Genomic DNA, 19,469 nt, shown 5'->3' with positions numbered 1-19,469 from the left:
ACACCCCACGCTTGACCCCAGTCTGATGGGGAGTGGGGAGCGCGCCGGGCGCACTGCCGCTGTTTTACCCCAGCGCGCCATGAGGGGCGTGGGAATGCCCCCAGCGGGGGACACTCAGGCCTGGGCGCCGCGCGACTGCACCACACCGGCCAGCACGCGCGCAATCTCGTGAATCTCGGTGGCGTCCTGGCCCTCGACCATCACGCGGATCAGGTTCTCGGTGCCGCTGGGGCGCAGGTTCACCCGGCCCTTGCCGCGCAGCTGTTCCTCGGCGCGGGCCACGGCCGCCATGACCTCGCCGTCGGCGGCAATGGCCTTCTTGTCGGCCACGCGCACGTTCACCAGGGTCTGCGGGTACATCACCAGATCGTCAAACAGGGCGTCCAGGGTGGTGCCCAGGGCCTTCATGCTTTTCAGGGTCAGCAGGGCGCTCAGCACGCCGTCGCCGGTGGGCGAGATATCCAGAAACAGGACGTGCCCGCTCTGTTCGCCGCCCAGGTTCAGGTGCCGCTCGTGCAGGCGCTCGTGCACGTAGCGGTCGCCCACCGCTGTGCGCTCCAGGGGAATGCCGGCTTCCTGCAGCTTCACCTCCAGGGCCATGTTCGCCATGATGGTGGTCACCACGCCCTGCTCGCCGCGCGCGCGGGCGTTGAGCAGCAGCATGTGGTCGCCGTGCACCACGTTGCCCCGGCTGTCCACGAACAGCGCGCGGTCGGCGTCGCCGTCAAAGGCCACGCCGAGGTCGTAGTTGCCCTCGCGCACAATGCGCTGCAGGTGGTCAAGGTGGGTGCTGCCGCAGTCGCGGTTGATGTTGCGGCCGTCCGGGGTGGTGTACACCGCAAACACGTCGGCGCCCGCCGCCTGAAAGACCTTGGGCCCCACGCGGTAGGCGGCCCCGTTGGCACAGTCCATGGCGATGCGCAGCCCGCTCAGGTCCGGGGCGTGGCCGCGCAGGTAGCCCACGTACAGCCGCTCGGCCTCGGAGTAGTTGGTTACGCCGCCCAGGTTGACCCCGGTGACGGGCGGCAGGTCCGCCAGGGCGTCCAGCGCCGCCTCGATCTGGTGCTCGGTGGCGTCGCTGAGCTTCTGGCCATCGGCGCCGAAGAACTTGATGCCGTTGTCCTGGTAGGGGTTGTGCGAGGCGCTGATGACCACGCCGGCATCGGCGCCCAGGTAGCGGGTGAGGTAGCTGACGCCCGGGGTGGGCAGCACCCCCACATGAATGACATTCACGCCCCGGCTGGTCAGGCCCGCCGCCAGCGCCGCTTCCAGCATGTCGCCGCTCTGGCGGGTGTCCTTGCCGATAACCACGCTGGCGTGGTCGCGCCCCGCCTTGAGAATCTCCCCGGCCGCCGCGCCCAGGTCCATGACCCAAGCAGCCGTGAGGGGATGGGCGCCCGCGACCGCGCGCACGCCGTCCGTTCCGAAATACTTCCGTTCGCTCATGATCTGCCGCATGATACGCCTGCGAGTGCGTCACTCCTGATGCCCAACATTGAACCGGGTTAAAGAAGCGCAACCCTGGGGCGCGCGATTGCGTACCGTAGGGCATGAGCGGATTTTCGGCAGGGTCCTTTTCGTTCAGTCGCAGCGGCCACAAGGGCGGCTTTCTGGGGCACGGCAGCCACAGCAGCCACAAGCGCCACGGCTACGGCCACAGCGGCCACTACCGCACGGTGAAGCGGTCCTCGGGGTGCCTGGGGGCCTTCGTGTTTGCGGCGCTGGCCGCCGGGGGGTCGGTGGCGGGCCTCGTCTCGCTGCTGACCTGAGCGGAGCGCCCGCCGCCCTGAGCCGCCCATTTGTGCCGCGCCGCCTGGGAGACTGGGCGGCCACTTTACGCGGCCACGCCCCCGCCAGTGGGCCCTGGGTGTGGCCCCCAGCGCTGCGCGCCGCCTTCCCGGGGGCGCGTGTGGTGGAAACCTGGACCGGCGAGGGGGCCGCCTTTGCGCGCTACCGCAGCCCCGCCGGCCCGCTGTTCCTGAAATACCTGCCCGCTGGCTGGCGTGACCCCCGCGCGGCCGAGCGCCTGCACCGCGAAAGCACCTACCTGCGCGACCTGGCGCCGCACGCCCCGGTGCCCCACGCCCGCTATCTGCACAGCGCCGCGCAGCAAGGCCCGCCCCTGGCCCACCTGCTAACCGTGGACCGGACCGAGGCCACCTGGGGCTGGGGCGCCTTTGCCACCGACCCCCAGCGCGAGGCGGCCCTGCTGGACGTGGTGCGCCTGCTGGCCGGGCTGCACGCTTTCTGGGCGGGGCCGGGCCAGCCCCTGTTGCGGGGGCGCTGGCGCTGGCAGCCCGGCGAGGTGCTGGCCCGTGCGGCGGCGGTGGCCCCTGCCGCGCCGCCGGATGTGCCGAGCGCGGCCGAAGCCCTGTTGGCTGCCGCACAGGCGTTGCCGGCCCTGCTGGCCCACGCGCCCGTGTGGACGCTGGTGCACGGTGACATTCACGCCGGGCAGGTGCTGTGGCCCAGAGACGGCGGGCCCCCCGAACTCATTGACTACGGGCAGGTGCATCCCAGTGTGCCCGGCGAGGACCTGGCGCACCTGCTGGCGCTGCGGCTGAACGCTGCCGAGCGGGCCCGCCTGGGGCCTGCCCTGCGCGCGGCCTATCAGGCGGCCCTGGCCGAGCAGGGCCTGTCCCTGTCAGCGGCGGAACTGGCCGCCCAGGAGCGCGCGGGGCTGGCCCTGAACCTGCTGTCCACGGCCCGGCAGGCGCAGCGCCGCGAAAGCAGCGGGGTTCAGCAGGCCCTGGCCGCTGCTGTGGAGGCGTGGTGGGAGTGAAGCCCCCGGCCTAGGGTTCAGCCACCTGCACCTCAGCCGGGCCCAGAAAGGCTCGGTAGCGGTCCAGTTCTACGTTCAGGCTGCGGTTAAAGGCGGCAGTGCGGCGGACGCCCGGCACCAGCCCCACCCGGGCCTCCAGCACAGAGCCCTGCAGCTGCAGGTTGGCCCAGCCCACCGCCCGCTCGGCCTGAAAGACGGGCAGCGCGTAATAGCCCAACTGGCGTTTGGCGGCCGGGGTGTAGGCCTCGAAACGGTAGGTCCAGCCGTGCAGGTGGGCGAAGCGGCGCCGGTCCCACACCAGCGGATCAAAGGGGCCCACCACCCGCACGCCACGGGGCGCGTCGGCCTCTGGGGAGCAGCCAGCGGGCCACACGTAGCGCACGCCGTCCACCACCGCGCCTGCCAGTTCTTCCCGCACGGCCGTGCGAAAAGCGGCGCGCAGCGCCCCGTGCAGGTGCGGAAAGCCGTAGTGAGACAGCCCCACCAGATACCCCAGGCTGGCTTCGGGCAGAGGGCCATACAGCCCGGCCAGCAGGTGAACCGCGCCGCGCAGCCGTTCGGCTTCGGGCAAAGGCGCGGCGCGCAGCGCGGCCAGATGGGGCGCCGGGCCGTACACGCGCACGCCCCGCTCCCGGCGCACCACCCGCGCCTCGCCCCGGCGGTGCAGGGCGTCCAGCACGCGGGTGGTGGCGCTGGATTGTCCGCCCCAGGCGTTGACCACTCCGCCGCGCCCCAGCTGGCCCGCCGCCTGCCGGGGGTGCAGCTCACCGGCCTCGTGCAGCAGGGCGCGCACCGCGCTGACCAGCTCCGGGTGGGTCTGCAACACCCCCGGCTCGACCTCGCGGGGGTGCAGCAGGGCCTGCACGCGCCGGGGCACGAACCCGTAGTTGGGCAGCATGTCTTCCTCGGCGTCCAGGGTGGGGTAGGCCGCTTCCAGATCGCCGGCGCGGTAGCCCGCAAGACGGGCCATCAGGGTGAGGTCCTGGGCGCGGGCGGGCGCGCGGATGGGATCGGCCTGCACGAAGCCCAGCGTGTCCAGCGCGGCCTGAAGGCTGGACTGCGGCGCCAGCGTGCGAAACGCGGCGGCCCGCACCGCCGAGGGCGTGATGGTCATGGGGCGCAGGCTAGCAGAGGGCGGAGGCGCGGCCGGGCGCGGGCTCAGCATGAAGGCGTGGCCAGCAACCCGGGGCAGGCCGGGTCTCCCCCACCCGCCCCGGACCGTGCGGAACAGAGATGGAACGGTTGCCTCCCTCCGCTGCGCTCTTTCACGGATGCCATCTGTTTCGCTGACCAACCCGGACAGAGCCGGTTGGTCGGTTCCACGCCTGAAAGCCCGCTTGTTCTCTTTGGATTGAGTAGCTTCTGCAAGCGCCCCAGAGCGGTCACCACATGAGCTGAAGGTAAACCCCACAGGTCATGTGGGGCGAGCAGATCAAGTGACCGCGACAGACAGCGGTTGGCGTGGCGTTGAGGGGGGCCTTTCCTACCCTCAACGGAACGGCATACCGCTGTTCATCGGCGTCGGTGTTACTTGATCGTGCCGTTCAGGCCGTTGGGGTAGAAGCCGCCCTTCGCCGCACCGGGGGCCAGATACACGATATTCAGCACCTCGCGCGTGGTGCGCGGGTAGGCCACGCCGTTGCTGTCGGCGGGGGCAAAAACCGCCATGCCCCGGCTGTCGGTGAGGCCCATGTCTTTCATGCCGCCCACCTTGCCGCGCAGGGTGCTGATGGCCTGCACCACCTGTCCCACGTACAGCCCGGCCGCCGCCGTGACCTGCCGCTGCTGGTAGAGCATGGTGCGGATGGCGCCGCCGTGATAGGCCTCCACGGCCAGAATGCCCGCCGCCGCCTGCAGGTAGGCCGGATTGGTGATCAGGGTGGCGGCCCCGTTGTAGGCGGTCACGCCCACGTCCTCGAAAATAAAGGCGCCGTGCAGGAAAAACAGATCATTCAGGTACGGGTTGAAGCCGGTGATCTTGCCGCCAGATGCCGCCTGCCCCGCCGCGCGAAACGCGCCGTTCAGGTCCAGCACGGGCCGGGGAGCCGCCGCCTTGCCCAGCGCGCCGTACAGGAACTTCACATGCTGCAGTTCATCCTCAGCGATGTCGCGGGCCAGGGCCTGCACGGCGCTGTCCTTGAAGGTCATGCCCCGGCTCTGGTCCAGGCCAGCGGGCAGGCGGATCTCGGCGCCACCGCCAATGCGGCGCAATTCGTCCACGCGGCCCACCGCTGCGAGGTAGAAGGCCGCTTCCAGGTATTCGAGATTCAGGGCGAAATTCAGCACGTCGGCGTCAATGTTCTTGGCGGGCGCGGCACGGGCGACGCCGCTGAGGCCAAAGGCGGCGGCGCCCAGGCCCACCTTGCCCAGCAACCCCAGGGCAGCGCGGCGGTTCAGGGCAGGGTCGGACGTGACAACGGCAGGCAAATTGGAATCGGACATGAGGGGGCCTCCTTGGGCCAGAGGGCACCGCTGAACGCCGCACGCAGGCGGGTTCAAACTGGTGACAGAAAGAAGGGGGATGCGCGGCCAGGCCGAAGCAGGCACGCGCGCTGGACATCTGGCTGTATGCCAGAGTCCGGCAAGTGGATGACTGCCCCGCGCAAGTTCAAGATTGGCTTAAGGCGGGCCCTCCTCCGGCCGCCGCGCCCGCTACAGTGGGCGCATGGCCGAACGCACCCTGTTTGAGCGCATCATTGCGCGCGAGCTGCCCAGCGAGATCGTGTACGAGGACGAGCGATTTATTGCCATCCGCGACATTGCCCCGAAAGCGCCCATTCACCTGCTGGTCATTCCCAAAAAGGTGACGGCGCGCGTGGACGAGATTACGGGCGCCGCCGAGATGGGCGAGCTGTGGCTGACGGCCGTGAAGGTGGCCCGCCAGCACGCCCAGGATTACCGGCTGGTGGTGAACTGCGGCGCCGGGGGCGGGCAGGTGGTGTTCCACACCCACATTCATGTGCTGGCCGGCTGGGAGAACGGGCCAGACAGCGACACCTGATGCCCACGTCCTTTGCCGCCGTGCTGTTCGACCTTGACGGCGTGCTGGTGGACACCGAGGCCCTGATCACCGGGCTGTGGGCCGAGATTTTCCGGGGCCAGGGCCTGGACCTCAGCGCGGCCGAGATCACCCGCCTGACGGCCGGGCAGCGCTTTGAAGGCGTGGTGCGCGCCCTGGAAGAGGGCCGGGGCTGGCGGGCCCCCGAAGACTTTCTGCCACTGCTGAACACCCGCTTTAACGCGGCTTTTGACCATGTGCCCCCTGTAACTGGGGCCGCCGACACCCTGCGCGCGCTGGACGCGGCGGGCGTTCCCTTTGCGGTGGCGAGCAACAGTGAGCGCCACCGCCTGGGCCTGAAACTGCGTGGGGCCGGGCTGGACACCCTGCTGGCCGGGCGGGCTTTTGACCCGGCCTGCGTGGGCGGCGTGGGCAAGCCGGACCCGGCGCTGTACCGCTACGCCGCCGCCGCACTGGGCGCCGAGCCGGGGCGCTGCCTGGTCGTGGAAGACAGTGCGCCGGGGGCCCAGGCCGGGCTGGCAGCGGGCATGACCGTGTGGGCGCTGCTGGCGGGCAGTCACATCCTGCCCGACGACGAGGCGCGGCTGCGCGAACTGGGCGTGGCCCGGGTGCTGCACGCACATGCCGAGTTACAGGCGGCTCTGGGGCTGCTGGTTCCCTCGCCGTAGCACGGCGCTGGCACTGCGAGGGGGGCTGCTTTGGCCCCTCTTCTTTCTGCTCTCCCCTCTCCCCGACAAACCGCTTGACTTCAAAGTCTACATATGTTGTTAATGGGACATGCCTCCATTGCCCAACAGCAGTCCTCCCACCCGCGCCGTGCTGGCGGCCCTGCAGAGCGCGTACCCGGCGCACACCTACGGCTACGACCTGAGTAAGGGCACCTGCCTGAAAAGTGGCACGCTGTACCCCATCCTGCAGCGCCTGCACGACCAGGGGTATCTGGACGCGCAGTGGGAAGACTCACCACATCCCGGCAAGCCCCCCCGGCACATCTACCGCCTGACGCAGACAGGGCTGGAACTGGCCCGGCAGCGTCAGGCCGAAGACCCAGCCCCCCGCACCCGCACCAAAGGCGCCCTGACATGAGCCCCGACGAATGGAAGGCCGGCATCGAGAATGAAGCACACACCGCCCCAGACGCCGCGTGGGCCAGGGAGACGCGCGCCCACCTGCGCCGCGCGGCTCTGGGCCGTCAGGCGTTGCAGGGCGGCGTGGGCCTGAGCCTCGGTGTGGCGACCAGTGCCGCTGTCACCCTGGGGACCCAGTGGCCGGTGATGGTGCGCGAAGCGGCCCGCAACGGTGTGGATACCCTGACCTTTCTGAAGTGGAACATCCTGGGCAACCCGCAGTCGGTGCAGACGATCACCAGCAGCGGCGACTCTCAACTGCCCGTGGCGGGGTTGCTGCTGGCCCTGCTGGTGCTGGCCAATGTGGCCGCCCGTCTGCGGGTGCCGCACTGGGTTATCCTGCTGGGCACGGGGGCTGCGGTGCTGACCACCACGACCCTGGGCAATCTGGTCCTGCCTGACTTCATGGGCTTTCCGGCCTATCCCCTGGCGGTGGCCCTGGGCGTCGCGGCGCTGGGGATTGTGCTGGGGCTGCCCTTTTCGGGGCGCCGGGCCCGCGCATGACCCCCGAAGAGTGGCGACAGGGGATGGAGAATGAGGCGAGCAGCGTGCAGGACGCAGCGTGGAGCCGGGCAACGCGCAGGGCTGCCTTGCAACCGGTGGCCTGGAGCCTGCAGGTGGGAATCTATGGCCTGCTGCTGGCCGGACTGGGCTATGCCCTGACCATTCTGACCGACCATGCCATCCGCTTCTCGGTATTGCGCGACTTCAACCCTGTGGGCGAATGGGTCATGACCCACCTGGGCTATACCCGGTTGTTTGAACTGGGCCAACTGTTTATTCCTGCCCTGCTGGCCGGGATGATGGCGCTGTTGCGTTTTACGCCTGGCCTCCTGGCTGTACTGGGCGGTTTAGCCTTTCTCCCTATGGGCGTCGGTGCGTGGCTTTACACGTCTACACACGAGGTTCTCTCTTACCCCACGTTGAGCGGCACCCAAACGGTGAATCTGGCGGGCTATGCCGGCGGCTTTTCCCCAGAGCGGCTAGTCATGGGCACCCTGCTCATCGGATTTTGTGCCCTCGTTGGGCACCGCCTCCGCCGCGCACTGCATCGGAGCCGCGCATGACCCCCGAAGAGTGGAGGCAAGGCATGGAAAACGAAGCGGCATCGGTTCAAGATTCGCGCTGGGCAATAGAAACGAGGCTGGCAGCCAACCGCTTTGGCTGGCGACAGGCCCTCAGCGCCGCCGTGGTGTTTGCCCTGCTGGGGGCCGCCCAGGAACTCCTTCTTTCCCTGGTGTTTCGCGCCCAAGGCGACAGCCTGCCGGATCAGCTGTGGCCCGGCGTGCTGGGGGTGGCCTTTGCGCTGGGCTTCGGCCTGGGCCGCTGGCGCTTTGGCCCCCTGGAGGCCGGGGCCGGCGCGCTGGCTTTTCTGCCGGGCGCTTGGCTGTTCGTGGTGGGCTTGCAGGCCTTCTCCAATGGACCACTGGGCGCGCCCAACTCGCCCGCCTTTGACAACAACGACGTCTTTGCCCTGGCGGTGCTGGCGGCCCTGGGGGCGGGGCTGACGCAGACGTGGGCCCAGCGCCGGCAGGCTGCGGCCCGGTAAGCCCCCCGCGAGAGGAGCGCCCGGACCTGCTTCGTCCGGGCGCCGCTTTTTGCCTGCCACTTACGCCAGCGGCAGTTCGATCATGCCGCCGGGGCCCTCTTTGTCTCGGCCCTCCATGCGGGCCGTCACCGCCAGACCGGTAGGCGTCTGGGCCAGGCCACCGTCGGCCGTTTCGCGCAGGGCGGCCGGCATCATCCGGCCCACCGAGGCCATCGCGCCCAGCACCTCGTCGGGGGGAATAAAGGATTCCAGCTGAGCCAGCGCCAGTTGTGCGGCGCTCACGGCGTGCACAGCGTAGAAGGCGTTGCGGCTCACGCAGGGCACCTCCACATAGCCGCCCACCGGGTCGCACACCAGCCCAATGGTGTTCATCAGGGCGAGACTGGCCGCGTGGACCGCCGCGCGGGAGGTGCCGCCCAGCAGTTCCACCACCGCCGCCGCCGCCATTGCTGCGCTGGAGCCGATTTCCGCCTGACAGCCCCCCGCCGCCCCGGAAATAAACATGCGCTTGCTGATCGCCTTGCCAATGCCGGCCGCCAGAATCATGGGGGCCACCAGCCGCTCGTCTTCCAGGCCCAGGTGGTCGGCCACGCCGATCAGGGCGCCGGGAATGGTGCCCGCGCTGCCCGCCGTGGGCGCCGCGACAATGCGGCCCATGCGGGCGTTTTCCTCGTTCACCGCCATGGCGTAGGCCTGCACCCGCCTCAGCAGCGGCGCGCCCAGCACGTCCGGGGCGTCCCACAGGCCCTTGGCATTCCAGCCCACCATGCCGGTAATACTTTTGGCATCGCTCTGCAGCCCACGCTCAATGCTGGCGCGCATTTCGCGGATGCGGCGCAGCATCTCGGCACGGATGTCGTCGGGGTTCAGGCCGGTTTCCTGGCAGTCCTGGGCCAGAATCCAGGCCGAAGCCGGGGCGGGGGCATTCAGAATGTCGTCAAGCGTCGTCATGGCGTCCTTGTGGGCAAAACAGGGCGGGCGGGGAAACAGAGCGGGAAAATGGGCTCTTATGGTACGCCGCGCCCTGTCTAGCTGAATTCGGGTTGGGTGAAGACGTCCAGAGCGTGTGGACGGCCAGGCAGGGGGCGCAGTCATATGCGGCGGGCCGACTGGGGCAGGCCGCGCTAGGTTGACCCATGAGGCTGCTGCTCATCCGCCACGGCCAGTCCGAGAACAACCTCGCTGAACACGGGTCCGGCTACGCCCAGCGGCGCCTGCCCGACCCACCGCTGACCCCGCTGGGGCTACAGCAGGCACGGCACACAGCGGCGCACCTGGCGGCCCAGGCCCACGGCGTCACCCACCTGTACACCAGTCTGATGACCCGCGCGGTGCAGACGGCTGCCCCCTTCGCGCAGATCCTGGGCTTGCCGGCCCACGGGCTGGCCGCCGCCTACGAATACGGAGGGCTGACCACTGGCCCAGCAGGCCACTTCGCGCCCGTCCTGGGGCGCGACCACGCCGCGCTGCAGGGCGACTGTCCGGCACTGGTGTGGCCGCAGGAGCTGACCGGCCAGCCCTGGGACGGCGGCGCGGAGGCCTGGGAGGAGGCGGTGTTTGAACGCCGGGCCCAGGGGGTGCTGACCGGACTGCGCGCGGCGCATGGGGACAGCGACAGCCTGGCGCTGATCACCCACCACGACTTCGCGGGGGCGCTGATTCGCGCGGCCCTGGGGTGGGCTGGCACCGGAACGCCGCCCATCTTCCGGCTGGCGCACCTCTCCACCACCCTGCTGGAGGTTCCAGAGGGTGGCCGACCCAGCGCCCTGCACTGGCTCAACCGGGTGGACCACCTGCCCGCCGAATGGGTACGGCACTGAACGGTGCCCGCCGGCCCAGGCCGGCCTTTACGCCTCCCGCGCCACGCGCAGCAGTTCGCCGCTGCGGACCATCGCCACGATCTTCAACAAGTCGGGGCGGTAGTAGCGGTCGCTGGTCATGTTGGGAATCTGCGCGCGGATGTGTTCCCAGGCGGCCTGGGCCCCGCGCCCGGCGCGCAGCTGCTGGAAATCCAGCGCCTGGGCCGCGCACATCAGTTCAATGGCGACGACGTTCTGCACGTTTTCCAGGATGGCCCGCAGCTGCCGCGCGCCGTGGGCACCCATGCTCACGTGGTCTTCCTGGTTGGCGCTGGTGGGAATGGTGTCCACGCTGGCGGGGTGGGCCAGCACCTTGTTCTCGCTGACCAGGGCGGCCGCCGTGTACTGCGCGATCATGAAGCCGCTGTTCAGCCCACCCTGCGGCGTGAGAAAACCGGGGAGGCCCGAGAGCGAGGGATTGAGCAACTGCTCGCAGCGCCGTTCACTGATGCTGCCCAGTTCCGCCACCGCCACTTTCAGCGCGTCGATGGTGACGGCCAGCGGCTGCCCATGAAAGTTCCCGCCAGACACCACCTCGCCGGTCTCCGGGAAAATCAGCGGGTTGTCAGTGACCGAGGCGAATTCCACGGCCAGCACCCGCGCGGCGTGGTCCAGGGCGTCCAGGCTGGCGCCGTGCACCTGGGGAACGGCGCGCAGCGAGTAGGCGTCCTGCACCTTGCCGTCGCCCACCAAGTGCGACGGCGCAATCTCGGACTCGCGCAGGAAGGTGCGCACCTCCCCGGCCACCGCCACGGCGCCGGGGTGCGGGCGCAGGCCCACCACGTCGGCCTGAAAGGGGCGGTGCGAGCCGTACATGGCCTCCACCGTCAGGGCCGCCGCCAGATTCGCCGTGCCCAGCAGCGTGCGGGTGTCCGCCACCGCCAGCGCCAGCAGGCTGCCCATCAGCTGCGTGCCGTTGATCAGGGCCAGACCTTCTTTGGCCTGCAACTGCACGGGGCGCAGGTTCAGTTCGGCCAGCACGTCCGCGCTGGGCCGCACGGCGCCGCCGTACTCCACCTCGCCCAGGCCAATCAGCGCCAGCGCCAGGTGCGCCAGTGGGGCCAGATCGCCCGAGGCGCCCACGCTGCCCTGCGCGGGGATCACCGGGTGCACGCCCATGTTCAGGAAGGCCAGCAGCAGCTCCACGACCTCCACCCGCACGCCGGAATGGCCCAGTGCCAGCGACTGTGCCCGCAGCAGCAGCATGCCCCGCACGACTTCGGTGGGCAGGGCCTCGCCCACCCCAATGGCGTGCGAGATGATGAGGTTGTGCTGAAGCTGTTCCAGGCCGCTGCGGGCCACCTGCACATTGGCAAACTTGCCGAAGCCGGTGTTCACGCCGTACACGGGGGCGTCGCCATCCACAATGCGCTCAATGACCGCGCGGGCGCGGGCAATGCGCTCACGGGCGGCCGGGGCGAGTTCTACCTGTTCGCCGCCCCGAACTACAGAGAGAAACTGATCAAGATTGAGGTGCTGGTCAAGAATCATGGCTGCTCCTAATTCCCACACTCACGCGACATTCGATCAATGAGTGCTTCAAAAGACTGTTGCGGCGTGTCGCCCAACCAATGCATGTCTTTGCCAACAAATTCCAACAGGCGACCACTTTCCGAAATAAAAAGTGGGGACCAACCGTTGTATTCGCCTACAGGAAAAATTCTTTCGCTCACATCTGGCCGAACAAACTGATAGAACTCAGAAAATGGCCAGTTTGTCCCTGCATCTTCAAGATCAAAAATGTACCCTGCCCAAGTCCCAAGACCATCAAACACACTGACGAAGGCCTCGGCCACCGGGAAAAGGTGCCAACCCACTGCCTGAACTTTCTTTACAACATGGTCTAGGTCAACTCTGCGATCATCAGACCAGCCAAGAGCCAACAGCTTCAAACGTAGGTCATCTGTCAACTCATACGGCAACTCAGGCACACACACCTCCCACCCACACGTCGCGCACGGGGCTGGTGCCCAGGGTGTAGGGCAGATCGCGCCAGTCCCTGCTGTGCAAAGCCAGGAAATCGGCACGTTGCCCCACGGCCAGCGCACCCCGGTCAGGCAGGCCGAGGGCGGCGGCGGCGTTCACAGTGGCGGCGGTCAGGGCTTCGGCGGGGGTCAGGCGGCACAGGCGCACGGCCAGGGCCAGGGCCAGCCCCGTGCTGAACACGGGGGATGAGCCTGGATTCAGATCGGTGCCCACCGCCACCGCCGCGCCCGCGTCAATCAGGGCGCGGCCCGGCGCAGCCGGCAGGCCCAGGTGCAGGGTCACGCCCGGGAGAATCGTCGCCACCGTTTCAGAGCCCGCCAGCGCGGCAATCTGCGCCGGGCCACTGGCTTCCAGATGGTCCACGCTGAGCGCCCCCAGCCCGCACGCCAGTTCGGTGCCGCCGATGGCATGGAACTGGTCGGCGTGCAGTTTCAGTTGAAGGCCATAGGCCCGGGCCGCCTGCAAGATCGCGCGGGTTTCCTCGACCGTGAACGCTTCCTTCTCGCAGAACACGTCCACGGCGGCAGCGAGCCCCGCCTGGGCCACCTCGGGAATCAAATCCTCGCAGACGGCTTGCACGTACTCGGCGCGGCCCTCGGTGGGCGGGACATGGATGAGCAGCGTGGGCACCAGGGGAAATTCAGCCTGCAGAATCCGAATGGCTTCCAACATGCGCCGCTCGGCGGCGAAGTCCAGGCCGTAGCCGCTCTTGACCTCGATGGTCGTCGCGCCGGAAGCCTGCAGGGCCTGCAGGCGGGGCCGGGCCAGGCGCACCAGTTCCTCGACGCTGACCGCGCCGGTGGCCCGCATGGAACTGCGAATACCGCCGCCCCGCGCCAGGATGTCCTCGTACGGCACGCCCTGCACCCGCGCTTCAAAGTCGGCCAGGCGGTCCCCGGCCCAGACCGCGTGGGTGTGGGGGTCCACCAGGCCCGGCACCACTGCGGCGCCGCCCAGATCGTGTTCGCGTGCCGCCGACGGCGCCTGGGCCCTCTCCCCCACCCAGCGGATCACGCCGCCGGACACCAGCAGGGCCGCGTCGGGAATCACGGTCAGCTCGCGCATGGCCGCGCCGCGCTGCAGACCAGCCCCTGGGGTGACGAGCTGGGCCATGTTGGTAAACAGCACCTCGCTCACGAGAACACCTCGCACAGCGTTTCCATGATTAGGCGGGCCATCAGGAGTTCGCTGCGGCCTGTGGGGTCCAGGTTCGGGGCCAGTTCTACGAGGTCCAGGCCCACCACCGTGTTGTGCCGTGCGGCAGCGGCCAGCACGGCCATCCCCTGCGCGTAGGTGAAGCCGTCGGGCTCCGGGCTGCTGGTCCCGGGCACCACGCTGGGGTCAAAGCCGTCCACATCCACGCTCAAGTACACGTTCTGGCCGTGCGGCAGCCGTTCCAGCACCGCATTCAGGTCGACCTGCACGTCGGTCATGGGCACCAGAGCGTGGCCCCGGGCCCGGGCCGCCGCCACCGCTTCAGGGTCGAAGCGCAGGCCGCGCAGGCCCACGGTGGTGATATGCACGAGGTTGGGGAGCGCTTCGGCGGCCCGGCGAAAAGGGCTGGAGTTGCTGTAGCGCGTGTCATTGCGGGTGTCGGTGAAGTCCAGGTGGGCGTCCAGCTGCACCACATGGAGGGCCGGCACATCATCAAACGCGCTCAGCAGCGGGAAGCTTACGCTGTGGTCGCCGCCCAGGAAGACGGGCACGCGGCAGCGCCCCCGAAGGAGCCGCGCCGCCTGCGTGATGCGCTCGCGGGCCAGTTCGGGTTCCAGACTGGGCAACACCACGTCGCCCGCGTCGGCAAAGGTGACCCCGGCCAGCCGGGTCACGCCGTCCAGGCCGGTAAAGGGCGGCACGCTGCGCAGGCTGGCTTCCCGCAGCGCGCGCGGGGCAAAGCGGGCGCCGGGCCGGAAGCCCAGGGCAATATCAAAGGGAATACCTAGGGCCGCCACATCGGCGTGCCAGTCGCCGCCGGGTTCCACCAAGGGCGCGCGCGCAAAGGTGGCAATGCCGCCGTAGGGCAGGTGGGTGGGGGCACTCATGCGGCCCGCCCCCAGGCGCGTACCATAAACCCATGACCGACCCCGCGTTTCAATCCATGAGCGTGGAGGAGTACCTGCGCTCGGAAGAACTCAGTCCTTACAAGAGGGAATACGTGGCTGGCTTCGTCTACCCCTTGCACGCCCAGGCAGGGGTCAGTCAGCGGCACTCGCTGATTGCGGGCAACATTTTCGGCACCCTCTTTCCCCACGCGCGGCGTCAGGGCTGCCGGCTGCACATGGCCGACATGCGCCTGCAGGTGGGCGCGGCCCTGTTCTACCCCGACGTGATGCTGGTCTGCGGCGCCGACGCCCCCCACGCCCTGTACGAAACCGCGCCCTGCCTGCTGGTGGAAGTCCTGTCGCCCAGCACCGCCGCCAACGACCGCGTGGGCAAATATGCCATGTACACCGGCATTCCCACCCTGCAGACCTACCTGATCGTGGAACAGAGTGAGCGCCGGGTTTACGCCTACGGGCGTCAGGGCGAGGAGTGGACCCTCAGCGAGTTCACCGGCCCGCAGCCCATCCCCGTGCCGTGCCTGGGCCTGGCGTTGACCCTGGACGACCTCTACGCCGGCGTGATCGAGCCCTGAGCTTTGAGCTATGGGCCATGAGCCATGAGCCATGAGCCATAAGCCTGTGGCCATCCGCCATCTGCCATCCGCCATCCGCTTACTTCCTGTCCTCAATGCCCAGGCTGGGCAGATCCAGCCCCCGCTCGCGCGCCACGTCCAGCGCGAGGTCATAGCCCGCGTCGGCGTGGCGGATAACGCCCATGCCGGGGTCGTTGGTCAGGCAGCGCGAGAGGCGCTGGGCGGCGTCCTCGGTGCCGTCGGCCAGGGCCACCAGCCCGCTGTGCTGCGAGAAGCCCAGGCCCACGCCGCCGCCGTGGTGAAAGCTCATCCAGGCCGCGCCGGAGGCGATCCCCACACCAAAGTTCAGCAGCGGCCAGTCGGAAATGGCGTCGCTGCCGTCTTTCATCGCTTCAGTTTCGCGGTAGGGGCTGGCCACGCTGCCCGCGTCCAGGTGGTCGCGGCCAATGATGATCGGGGCCTTCAGGCGGCCGTCGGCCACCATCTGGTTAAACAGCAGCGCGGCCTGGTCACGTTCCTTGTACCCCAGCCAGCAGATGCGCGCGGGCAGGCCCTGGAAGGCGATCTGGTCGGCGGCGTAGGTCAGCCAGGATTGCAGGCGCTCGTCGTCCGGGAACAGCTCCAGCAGCGCGCGGTCGGTGGCGTAAATGTCCTCGGGGTCGCCGGACAGGGCCACCCAGCGGAAGGGCCCCCGGCCCTCGCAGAAGGAATCGCGGATGAACGCGGGCACGAAGCCGGGGTAATCGAAGGCGTTGTCCACCCCGGCCTCAAAGGCGCGCTGGCGCAGGTTGTTGCCGTAGTCAAAGGCAATGGCGCCGCGCCGCTGAAGCTCCAGAATGGCGCGGACATGCGCGGCCATCGCGGCGTAAGCGCGCTGGCGGTATTCCTCAGGCTGTTCGCTGCGCAGTTTGCCCGCGTCCTCGTCGGCGCTCACGGGAGGAATGTAGCCCCACATGGGGTCGTGGGCGCTGGTCTGGTCGGTGATCAGGTCCGGGGTCCAGTTCATCGCCACCAGTTGCGGCACCAGTTCGGCAGCGTTGCCGCGCACGCCGATGGAGCGGGCCACCCCCTGCGCCTTGTACCCTTCGGCGCGGCGAATGGCGTCGTCCAGGTTGTCGGCCACCTCGTCCAGGTAACGGGTGTCCAGGCGTTTCTGCATGCGGGTGGGGTCAATCTCGATGTTGATGCTCACGCCGCCCGCCAGCTTCACCGCCAGCGGCTGCGCGCCGCCCATGCCGCCCAGGCCGGCGGTCACGGTGATGGTGCCCTTCAGGCTGCCGCCAAAGTGCTTGCGGGCCGCCGCCGCAAAGGTTTCGTAGGTGCCCTGCAGGATGCCCTGGGTGCCAATGTAAATCCAGCTGCCCGCCGTCATCTGGCCGTACATGGTCAGGCCAGCCTGATCCAGCTGGTCGAACGTTTCCCAGTTCGCCCAGTGCGGCACAAGGTTGGAGTTCGCCAGCAGCACGCGCGGCGCCCACTCGTGGGTTTTCAGCACCGCCACGGGTTTGCCGGACTGAATCAGCAGCGTTTCGTCGTTCTCCAGGCGGTCCAGCGTCTCCACGATCTTGTGAAAGGCCGGCCAGTTGCGCGCCGCCTTGCCGCGCCCGCCGTAGACCACCAGCGTGTCGGGGTGCTCGGCCACTTCGGGGTCCAGGTTGTTCATCAGCATGCGCTTGGCGGCTTCCTGAATCCAGCCTTTGGCGGTTTTCTGGGGCCCACGGGGCGCGCGAATGACGGGGGCAGGCTCGGCGGTCTGGGTCATGGCTTCTCCTAAGAACAGCAGTTGAGGTCTGCGCGTATCGTCCCCCCCAATGGCACGGCCGGCAAGAGTGCTTTCCGCATAACGCGGAAAAGGCTCGGCTTGACGCTTCATGTTTCGACCTCCACAATGAATGAATGAGCACTCACTCAGAAGAGGAGAGGAGGGAGCGCCGACCCACCCGCGCGGCGCCCCGGCCCCCGGCCGACCCCGAGCGGCGCGCGGCGATTCTGGCAGCGGCCCGGGAAGCCTTCGCCCAGAAGGGGTTTCACCGCACCACCATGCGCGATGTGGCGCGGGCGGCCGGGCTGGCCGAAGGCACCCTCTACAACCATTTTCAGAGCAAGGACGCGCTGCTGCTGGGCCTCTTTGACGCGCTGGGCGAGCAGACCCGCGCGGCACTGGACCCCCAGGCCCTGGCCGGCGCCGACCTGCGCACCTTCCTGCGCACGCTGCTGGCCGCGCCGTTGGGGGCCCTGGCGAGCGAGAACTTTGCGCTGTTCCGCGTCATCGTCTCCGAAGCCCTGGTGCGGCCGGAGCTGGGGCGGCAATTTGCGGCGGGGCTGGCCCAGACCGCGCAGCTGGGCGCCCAGGCCCTCGCAGCGCGCACGGGGGCGGACACCCCGCTGCTGCACACCGGCCTGACCCTGGTCCTGGGCCGCGTGCTGGAACAGGCCCTGAGCCACGAGCCCCCCGGCGACGCCTGGGCCCACCTGCCCGACGAGCTGACCGACACCCTGCTGCGCACCCTGGGACCTGACCATGCGTAACTCCGCGCGCCGCACCGGGGCGCTGGCCGCTGGCACCGCCGCCCTGACGCTGCTGGGCGTGGTGCTGGCCGTGACCCGCCCCCCCTGGCTGACCGGCCCACTTCAGGCCGCCGTGACCGACAGCGGCGCCCTGGCCCCGGCGCTGTACCTGCTGCTGTGCGTGGTGGGGGCGCCGCTGCACCTGAACGGCCTGCTGGGCGCGCTGTCCACGGTGTCGTTCCCGTTGCCTCTGGCCTGGGCGCTCACCTGGGCCGGCACCACGCTGGGCAGCGTGCTGACGGGGGCCGCCCTGTTTCGCCTGGGCCACGCCAGCCGCCAGGACGGACCGGCGTGGCTGCAGCGGCTGGCGGCCGGGGTCGCGCGCCGCCCGGTGCTGAGCGGCCTGCTGGCCCGGCTGGCCCTGGGCAGCGGCGCGGCGCTGGAAGCCTTTTTCGTGCTGGGCGGCTACCGCTGGGGCCAGTACCTCCTGATCACGGTGGTGGGCAGCGCCCTGTGGAGCGCCCAGACCCTGTTTGGCGTGACGCTGCTGCGGCAACTGGCCCAGGGCTCTCCCCTGCTGGCCGGGGTGCTGGCACTCTTTCCCCTGGTGCTGGTGGGTGCTGTGGCCCGCTGGCGGCGCACCCCGCGCGCCGGGGGGACCGCATGAAGATCACTCTGTTTGCCCTGGGCTCGCAGGGGGACGTGCAGCCGTATCTGGCGCTGGGGGCCGGCCTGAAGCAGGCGGGGCACACGGTGGCCATTGCCAGCCACGAGAATTTCGAGGCGGCGGCGCGCGGCGCGGGGCTGGCGTTCTGGCCCATGCACGGCAACACGCAGGCCCTGATGGCGGGGACCGAGATGCAGGCCCTGCTGCGCCGGGGCAACTTTCTGGCCCTGCAGCGCTACACTGCCGCCGCTGCGCAGGAGGCGGCCGGCCACTGGGCGGCGCAGGGCCTTGCCGCAGCCCAGGGCGCCGACCTGATCGTGACTGGCCTGGGGGGTCAGAGCGCCGCGCAGGCCGCCGCCGAGAAGCTGCGCCTGCCGCTGGTGGAGGCGCCCGTGGTCCCGCTGACCCCCACCCGCGCCTTTCCCGCGCCCCTGCTGCCCGCTGGCGTGGCCCGCCTGGGCGGCGCGGCGAATCTGGCCTCTTATGCGCTGGCCCGGCAGGCGCTGGCCCTGGGGATGCGCGGGGGCACCCAGACGCTGCGCCGGGCCCTGGCCCTGCCCGATCAGCCTCGCCCCACCCCGGGCCTGCCCCCCGCGCCGCTGCTGTACGGCGTGAGCCCCTCGGTGGTGCCGCGCCCCAGCGACTGGCCCGCCCACGCGCACCTGACCGGCGCGTGGTTTCTGCCGCAGGGCCCCTGGACCCCACCGGCCGACCTGGAGGCCTTTCTGGCGGCGGGGCCTGCGCCCGTGTCCATCGGCTTCGGCAGCATGGGCCTGCGCGACCCGGCCGACACCACCGCGCTGGTGCTGGACGCCCTGGCCCAGACCGGGCAGCGCGCCGTGCTGCTGAGCGGCTGGGGTGGCCTGGCCGCTGGCGACCTGCCCGACCATGTGTTCGCCGCCTCACCCCTGCCGCACAGCTGGCTGTTTCCCCGGGTCTCGGCCGTGGTCCACCACGGCGGCGCGGGTACCACCGCCGCTGGCCTGCGCGCGGGGGTTCCCAGCGTGATCACACCCTTTTTTGGCGATCAACCCTTCTGGGGCGAGCGCGTGCGCGCCCTGGGCGCAGGCCCCGCCCCCATCCCCCAGCGCCGCCTGACCGCCCGCCGCCTGGCCGACGCCCTGCGCCAGACCCAGACCCCCGCCCTGCGCGAGCGCGCCGCCGACCTGGGCCGGCGTATCCGCACCGAAGACGGCGTGGCCGAAGCCATCCGCCTGATCGAAGGCTATGCCCAGACCCTGGGCCACCGCTGACGGCCAGGAAGCACAGAGAGATGGGGCAATCAAAGAGGCGAGGCAGCCATACATAGCGTCCTTGACTGCACACCTTGTACTACG

General features: G+C 69.7%; 22 protein-coding genes. 13 read left to right on the top strand and 9 right to left on the bottom strand.

The window, feature by feature from the left end:
• Window positions 1–114 precede the first annotated feature (114 nt).
• Entirely contained in the window at window positions 115–1,446 is a 1,332-nt protein-coding gene (gene glmM / locus K7W41_RS00285; protein ID WP_224603566.1) for a phosphoglucosamine mutase, read from the bottom strand.
• Window positions 1,447–1,550: 104 nt separating this feature from the next.
• Here glmM and K7W41_RS00280 point away from each other — a divergent pair, with 104 nt between their 5' ends.
• Entirely contained in the window at window positions 1,551–1,769 is a 219-nt protein-coding gene (locus K7W41_RS00280) for a hypothetical protein (RefSeq protein WP_221088618.1), read from the top strand.
• Window positions 1,770–1,801: 32 nt separating this feature from the next.
• Window positions 1,802–2,782, top strand: a complete 981-nt coding sequence (locus tag K7W41_RS00275; protein ID WP_224603565.1) for a phosphotransferase family protein — start codon at window positions 1,802–1,804, stop codon at window positions 2,780–2,782.
• 10 nt (window positions 2,783–2,792) lie between these two features.
• Here the strand turns inward: K7W41_RS00275 and K7W41_RS00270 are convergent, their stop codons facing one another.
• Both K7W41_RS00270 and K7W41_RS00265 read right to left on the bottom strand, forming a co-directional pair.
• Entirely contained in the window at window positions 2,793–3,896 is a 1,104-nt protein-coding gene (locus tag K7W41_RS00270; protein ID WP_224603564.1) for a DNA glycosylase AlkZ-like family protein, read from the bottom strand.
• A 413-nt stretch (window positions 3,897–4,309) separates the two neighbouring features.
• A complete protein-coding gene (locus tag K7W41_RS00265) occupies window positions 4,310–5,224 on the bottom strand; it encodes a ferritin-like domain-containing protein (RefSeq protein WP_224603563.1) in 915 nt (304 codons plus the stop codon).
• A gap of 223 nt (window positions 5,225–5,447) precedes the next feature.
• Here K7W41_RS00265 and K7W41_RS00260 point away from each other — a divergent pair, with 223 nt between their 5' ends.
• The 6 genes from K7W41_RS00260 to K7W41_RS00235 all read left to right on the top strand — a co-directional run bounded on the left by K7W41_RS00260 (window position 5,448) and on the right by K7W41_RS00235 (window position 8,477).
• Entirely contained in the window at window positions 5,448–5,783 is a 336-nt protein-coding gene (locus K7W41_RS00260) for a histidine triad nucleotide-binding protein (RefSeq protein ID WP_224603562.1), read from the top strand.
• Complete coding sequence (locus tag K7W41_RS00255; RefSeq protein WP_224603560.1) at window positions 5,783–6,469, top strand: HAD family hydrolase; 687 nt, start codon at window positions 5,783–5,785, stop codon at window positions 6,467–6,469. The genes K7W41_RS00260 and K7W41_RS00255 overlap by 1 nt, the downstream gene beginning before the upstream one ends.
• A 109-nt stretch (window positions 6,470–6,578) precedes the next feature.
• Window positions 6,579–6,887: a PadR family transcriptional regulator gene (locus K7W41_RS00250; protein ID WP_224603559.1), complete on the top strand. Its 309-nt coding sequence runs from the start codon at window positions 6,579–6,581 to the stop codon at window positions 6,885–6,887.
• Window positions 6,884–7,432 carry a hypothetical protein gene (locus K7W41_RS00245; RefSeq protein WP_224603558.1) on the top strand — a complete coding sequence of 183 codons (549 nt, stop codon included), beginning with the start codon at window positions 6,884–6,886 and terminating at the stop codon, window positions 7,430–7,432. Before K7W41_RS00250 ends, K7W41_RS00245 begins: the two co-directional genes overlap by 4 nt.
• Window positions 7,429–7,995, top strand: a complete 567-nt coding sequence (locus K7W41_RS00240) for a hypothetical protein (RefSeq protein ID WP_224603556.1) — start codon at window positions 7,429–7,431, stop codon at window positions 7,993–7,995. Before K7W41_RS00245 ends, K7W41_RS00240 begins: the two co-directional genes overlap by 4 nt.
• Window positions 7,992–8,477 carry a hypothetical protein gene (locus K7W41_RS00235; RefSeq protein WP_224603555.1) on the top strand — a complete coding sequence of 162 codons (486 nt, stop codon included), beginning with the start codon at window positions 7,992–7,994 and terminating at the stop codon, window positions 8,475–8,477. Before K7W41_RS00240 ends, K7W41_RS00235 begins: the two co-directional genes overlap by 4 nt.
• Before the next feature lie 60 nt (window positions 8,478–8,537).
• Here K7W41_RS00235 and sdaAA read toward each other — a convergent pair whose 3' ends face one another.
• Window positions 8,538–9,428, bottom strand: coding sequence for an L-serine ammonia-lyase, iron-sulfur-dependent, subunit alpha (gene sdaAA, locus K7W41_RS00230; RefSeq protein WP_224603554.1), 891 nt, complete (start codon window positions 9,426–9,428; stop codon window positions 8,538–8,540).
• A gap of 185 nt (window positions 9,429–9,613) precedes the next feature.
• Here sdaAA and K7W41_RS00225 point away from each other — a divergent pair, with 185 nt between their 5' ends.
• Window positions 9,614–10,297, top strand: a complete 684-nt coding sequence (locus K7W41_RS00225; RefSeq protein ID WP_224603553.1) for a histidine phosphatase family protein — start codon at window positions 9,614–9,616, stop codon at window positions 10,295–10,297.
• A gap of 27 nt (window positions 10,298–10,324) precedes the next feature.
• On the opposite strand, the gene hutH is transcribed toward K7W41_RS00225, so the two are convergent.
• From hutH to K7W41_RS00205, 4 genes are read right to left on the bottom strand one after another with little or no spacing between them, the layout of a single operon-like run.
• On the bottom strand, window positions 10,325–11,827 hold the full coding sequence (hutH, locus tag K7W41_RS00220) for a histidine ammonia-lyase (protein WP_224603552.1): 1,503 nt from the start codon (window positions 11,825–11,827) through the stop codon (window positions 10,325–10,327).
• Window positions 11,828–11,835: 8 nt separating this feature from the next.
• Complete coding sequence (locus K7W41_RS00215; RefSeq protein WP_224603550.1) at window positions 11,836–12,267, bottom strand: SUKH-3 domain-containing protein; 432 nt, start codon at window positions 12,265–12,267, stop codon at window positions 11,836–11,838.
• Window positions 12,260–13,459, bottom strand: a complete 1,200-nt coding sequence (gene hutI, locus K7W41_RS00210; RefSeq protein ID WP_224603548.1) for an imidazolonepropionase — start codon at window positions 13,457–13,459, stop codon at window positions 12,260–12,262. Before hutI ends, K7W41_RS00215 begins: the two co-directional genes overlap by 8 nt.
• Window positions 13,456–14,364 (bottom strand): arginase family protein, encoded by a 909-nt coding sequence (locus K7W41_RS00205; RefSeq protein ID WP_224603547.1) that lies wholly within the window; start codon window positions 14,362–14,364, stop codon window positions 13,456–13,458. Before K7W41_RS00205 ends, hutI begins: the two co-directional genes overlap by 4 nt.
• Window positions 14,365–14,396: 32 nt before the next feature.
• Between K7W41_RS00205 and K7W41_RS00200 the strand changes: the two genes are divergently transcribed.
• On the top strand, window positions 14,397–14,957 hold the full coding sequence (locus K7W41_RS00200; RefSeq protein ID WP_224603544.1) for a Uma2 family endonuclease: 561 nt from the start codon (window positions 14,397–14,399) through the stop codon (window positions 14,955–14,957).
• A 79-nt stretch (window positions 14,958–15,036) separates the two neighbouring features.
• Here the strand turns inward: K7W41_RS00200 and hutU are convergent, their stop codons facing one another.
• Window positions 15,037–16,719 (bottom strand): urocanate hydratase, encoded by a 1,683-nt coding sequence (gene hutU / locus K7W41_RS00195; RefSeq protein ID WP_224603542.1) that lies wholly within the window; start codon window positions 16,717–16,719, stop codon window positions 15,037–15,039.
• Window positions 16,720–16,853: 134 nt separating this feature from the next.
• Here hutU and K7W41_RS00190 point away from each other — a divergent pair, with 134 nt between their 5' ends.
• Genes K7W41_RS00190 through K7W41_RS00180 form a run of 3 tightly spaced genes read left to right on the top strand, consistent with a single transcriptional unit; the run spans window position 16,854 to window position 19,385 of the window.
• Window positions 16,854–17,486: a TetR/AcrR family transcriptional regulator gene (locus K7W41_RS00190; RefSeq protein WP_224603540.1), complete on the top strand. Its 633-nt coding sequence runs from the start codon at window positions 16,854–16,856 to the stop codon at window positions 17,484–17,486.
• Window positions 17,479–18,132: a TVP38/TMEM64 family protein gene (locus K7W41_RS00185; protein WP_224603539.1), complete on the top strand. Its 654-nt coding sequence runs from the start codon at window positions 17,479–17,481 to the stop codon at window positions 18,130–18,132. The genes K7W41_RS00190 and K7W41_RS00185 overlap by 8 nt, the downstream gene beginning before the upstream one ends.
• Window positions 18,129–19,385 carry a glycosyltransferase gene (locus K7W41_RS00180; protein ID WP_224603538.1) on the top strand — a complete coding sequence of 419 codons (1,257 nt, stop codon included), beginning with the start codon at window positions 18,129–18,131 and terminating at the stop codon, window positions 19,383–19,385. Before K7W41_RS00185 ends, K7W41_RS00180 begins: the two co-directional genes overlap by 4 nt.
• Window positions 19,386–19,469: the final 84 nt, after the last annotated feature.

Source organism: Deinococcus multiflagellatus, from assembly GCF_020166415.1.
In the GTDB taxonomy this organism is placed as follows: domain Bacteria; phylum Deinococcota; class Deinococci; order Deinococcales; family Deinococcaceae; genus Deinococcus; species Deinococcus multiflagellatus.
This window is presented reverse-complemented; position numbering and strand designations above follow the sequence as displayed.

Excerpts from the sequence above, each read along its gene's own strand:
- glmM (WP_224603566.1), bottom strand. The coding sequence starts at position 1,446 with ATGAGCGAACGGAAGTATTTCGGAACGGACGGCGTGCGCGCGGTCGCG.
- K7W41_RS00280 (WP_221088618.1), top strand. The coding sequence starts at position 1,551 with ATGAGCGGATTTTCGGCAGGGTCCTTTTCGTTCAGTCGCAGCGGCCAC.
- K7W41_RS00270 (WP_224603564.1), bottom strand. The coding sequence starts at position 3,896 with ATGACCATCACGCCCTCGGCGGTGCGGGCCGCCGCGTTTCGCACGCTG.
- K7W41_RS00265 (WP_224603563.1), bottom strand. The coding sequence starts at position 5,224 with ATGTCCGATTCCAATTTGCCTGCCGTTGTCACGTCCGACCCTGCCCTG.
- K7W41_RS00260 (WP_224603562.1), top strand. The coding sequence starts at position 5,448 with ATGGCCGAACGCACCCTGTTTGAGCGCATCATTGCGCGCGAGCTGCCC.
- K7W41_RS00255 (WP_224603560.1), top strand. The coding sequence starts at position 5,783 with ATGCCCACGTCCTTTGCCGCCGTGCTGTTCGACCTTGACGGCGTGCTG.
- K7W41_RS00250 (WP_224603559.1), top strand. The coding sequence starts at position 6,579 with ATGCCTCCATTGCCCAACAGCAGTCCTCCCACCCGCGCCGTGCTGGCG.
- K7W41_RS00245 (WP_224603558.1), top strand. The coding sequence starts at position 6,884 with ATGAGCCCCGACGAATGGAAGGCCGGCATCGAGAATGAAGCACACACC.
- K7W41_RS00240 (WP_224603556.1), top strand. The coding sequence starts at position 7,429 with ATGACCCCCGAAGAGTGGCGACAGGGGATGGAGAATGAGGCGAGCAGC.
- K7W41_RS00235 (WP_224603555.1), top strand. The coding sequence starts at position 7,992 with ATGACCCCCGAAGAGTGGAGGCAAGGCATGGAAAACGAAGCGGCATCG.
- sdaAA (WP_224603554.1), bottom strand. The coding sequence starts at position 9,428 with ATGACGACGCTTGACGACATTCTGAATGCCCCCGCCCCGGCTTCGGCC.
- K7W41_RS00225 (WP_224603553.1), top strand. The coding sequence starts at position 9,614 with ATGAGGCTGCTGCTCATCCGCCACGGCCAGTCCGAGAACAACCTCGCT.
- hutH (WP_224603552.1), bottom strand. The coding sequence starts at position 11,827 with ATGATTCTTGACCAGCACCTCAATCTTGATCAGTTTCTCTCTGTAGTT.
- K7W41_RS00205 (WP_224603547.1), bottom strand. The coding sequence starts at position 14,364 with ATGAGTGCCCCCACCCACCTGCCCTACGGCGGCATTGCCACCTTTGCG.
- K7W41_RS00200 (WP_224603544.1), top strand. The coding sequence starts at position 14,397 with ATGACCGACCCCGCGTTTCAATCCATGAGCGTGGAGGAGTACCTGCGC.
- hutU (WP_224603542.1), bottom strand. The coding sequence starts at position 16,719 with ATGACCCAGACCGCCGAGCCTGCCCCCGTCATTCGCGCGCCCCGTGGG.
- K7W41_RS00190 (WP_224603540.1), top strand. The coding sequence starts at position 16,854 with ATGAGCACTCACTCAGAAGAGGAGAGGAGGGAGCGCCGACCCACCCGC.
- K7W41_RS00185 (WP_224603539.1), top strand. The coding sequence starts at position 17,479 with ATGCGTAACTCCGCGCGCCGCACCGGGGCGCTGGCCGCTGGCACCGCC.
- K7W41_RS00180 (WP_224603538.1), top strand. The coding sequence starts at position 18,129 with ATGAAGATCACTCTGTTTGCCCTGGGCTCGCAGGGGGACGTGCAGCCG.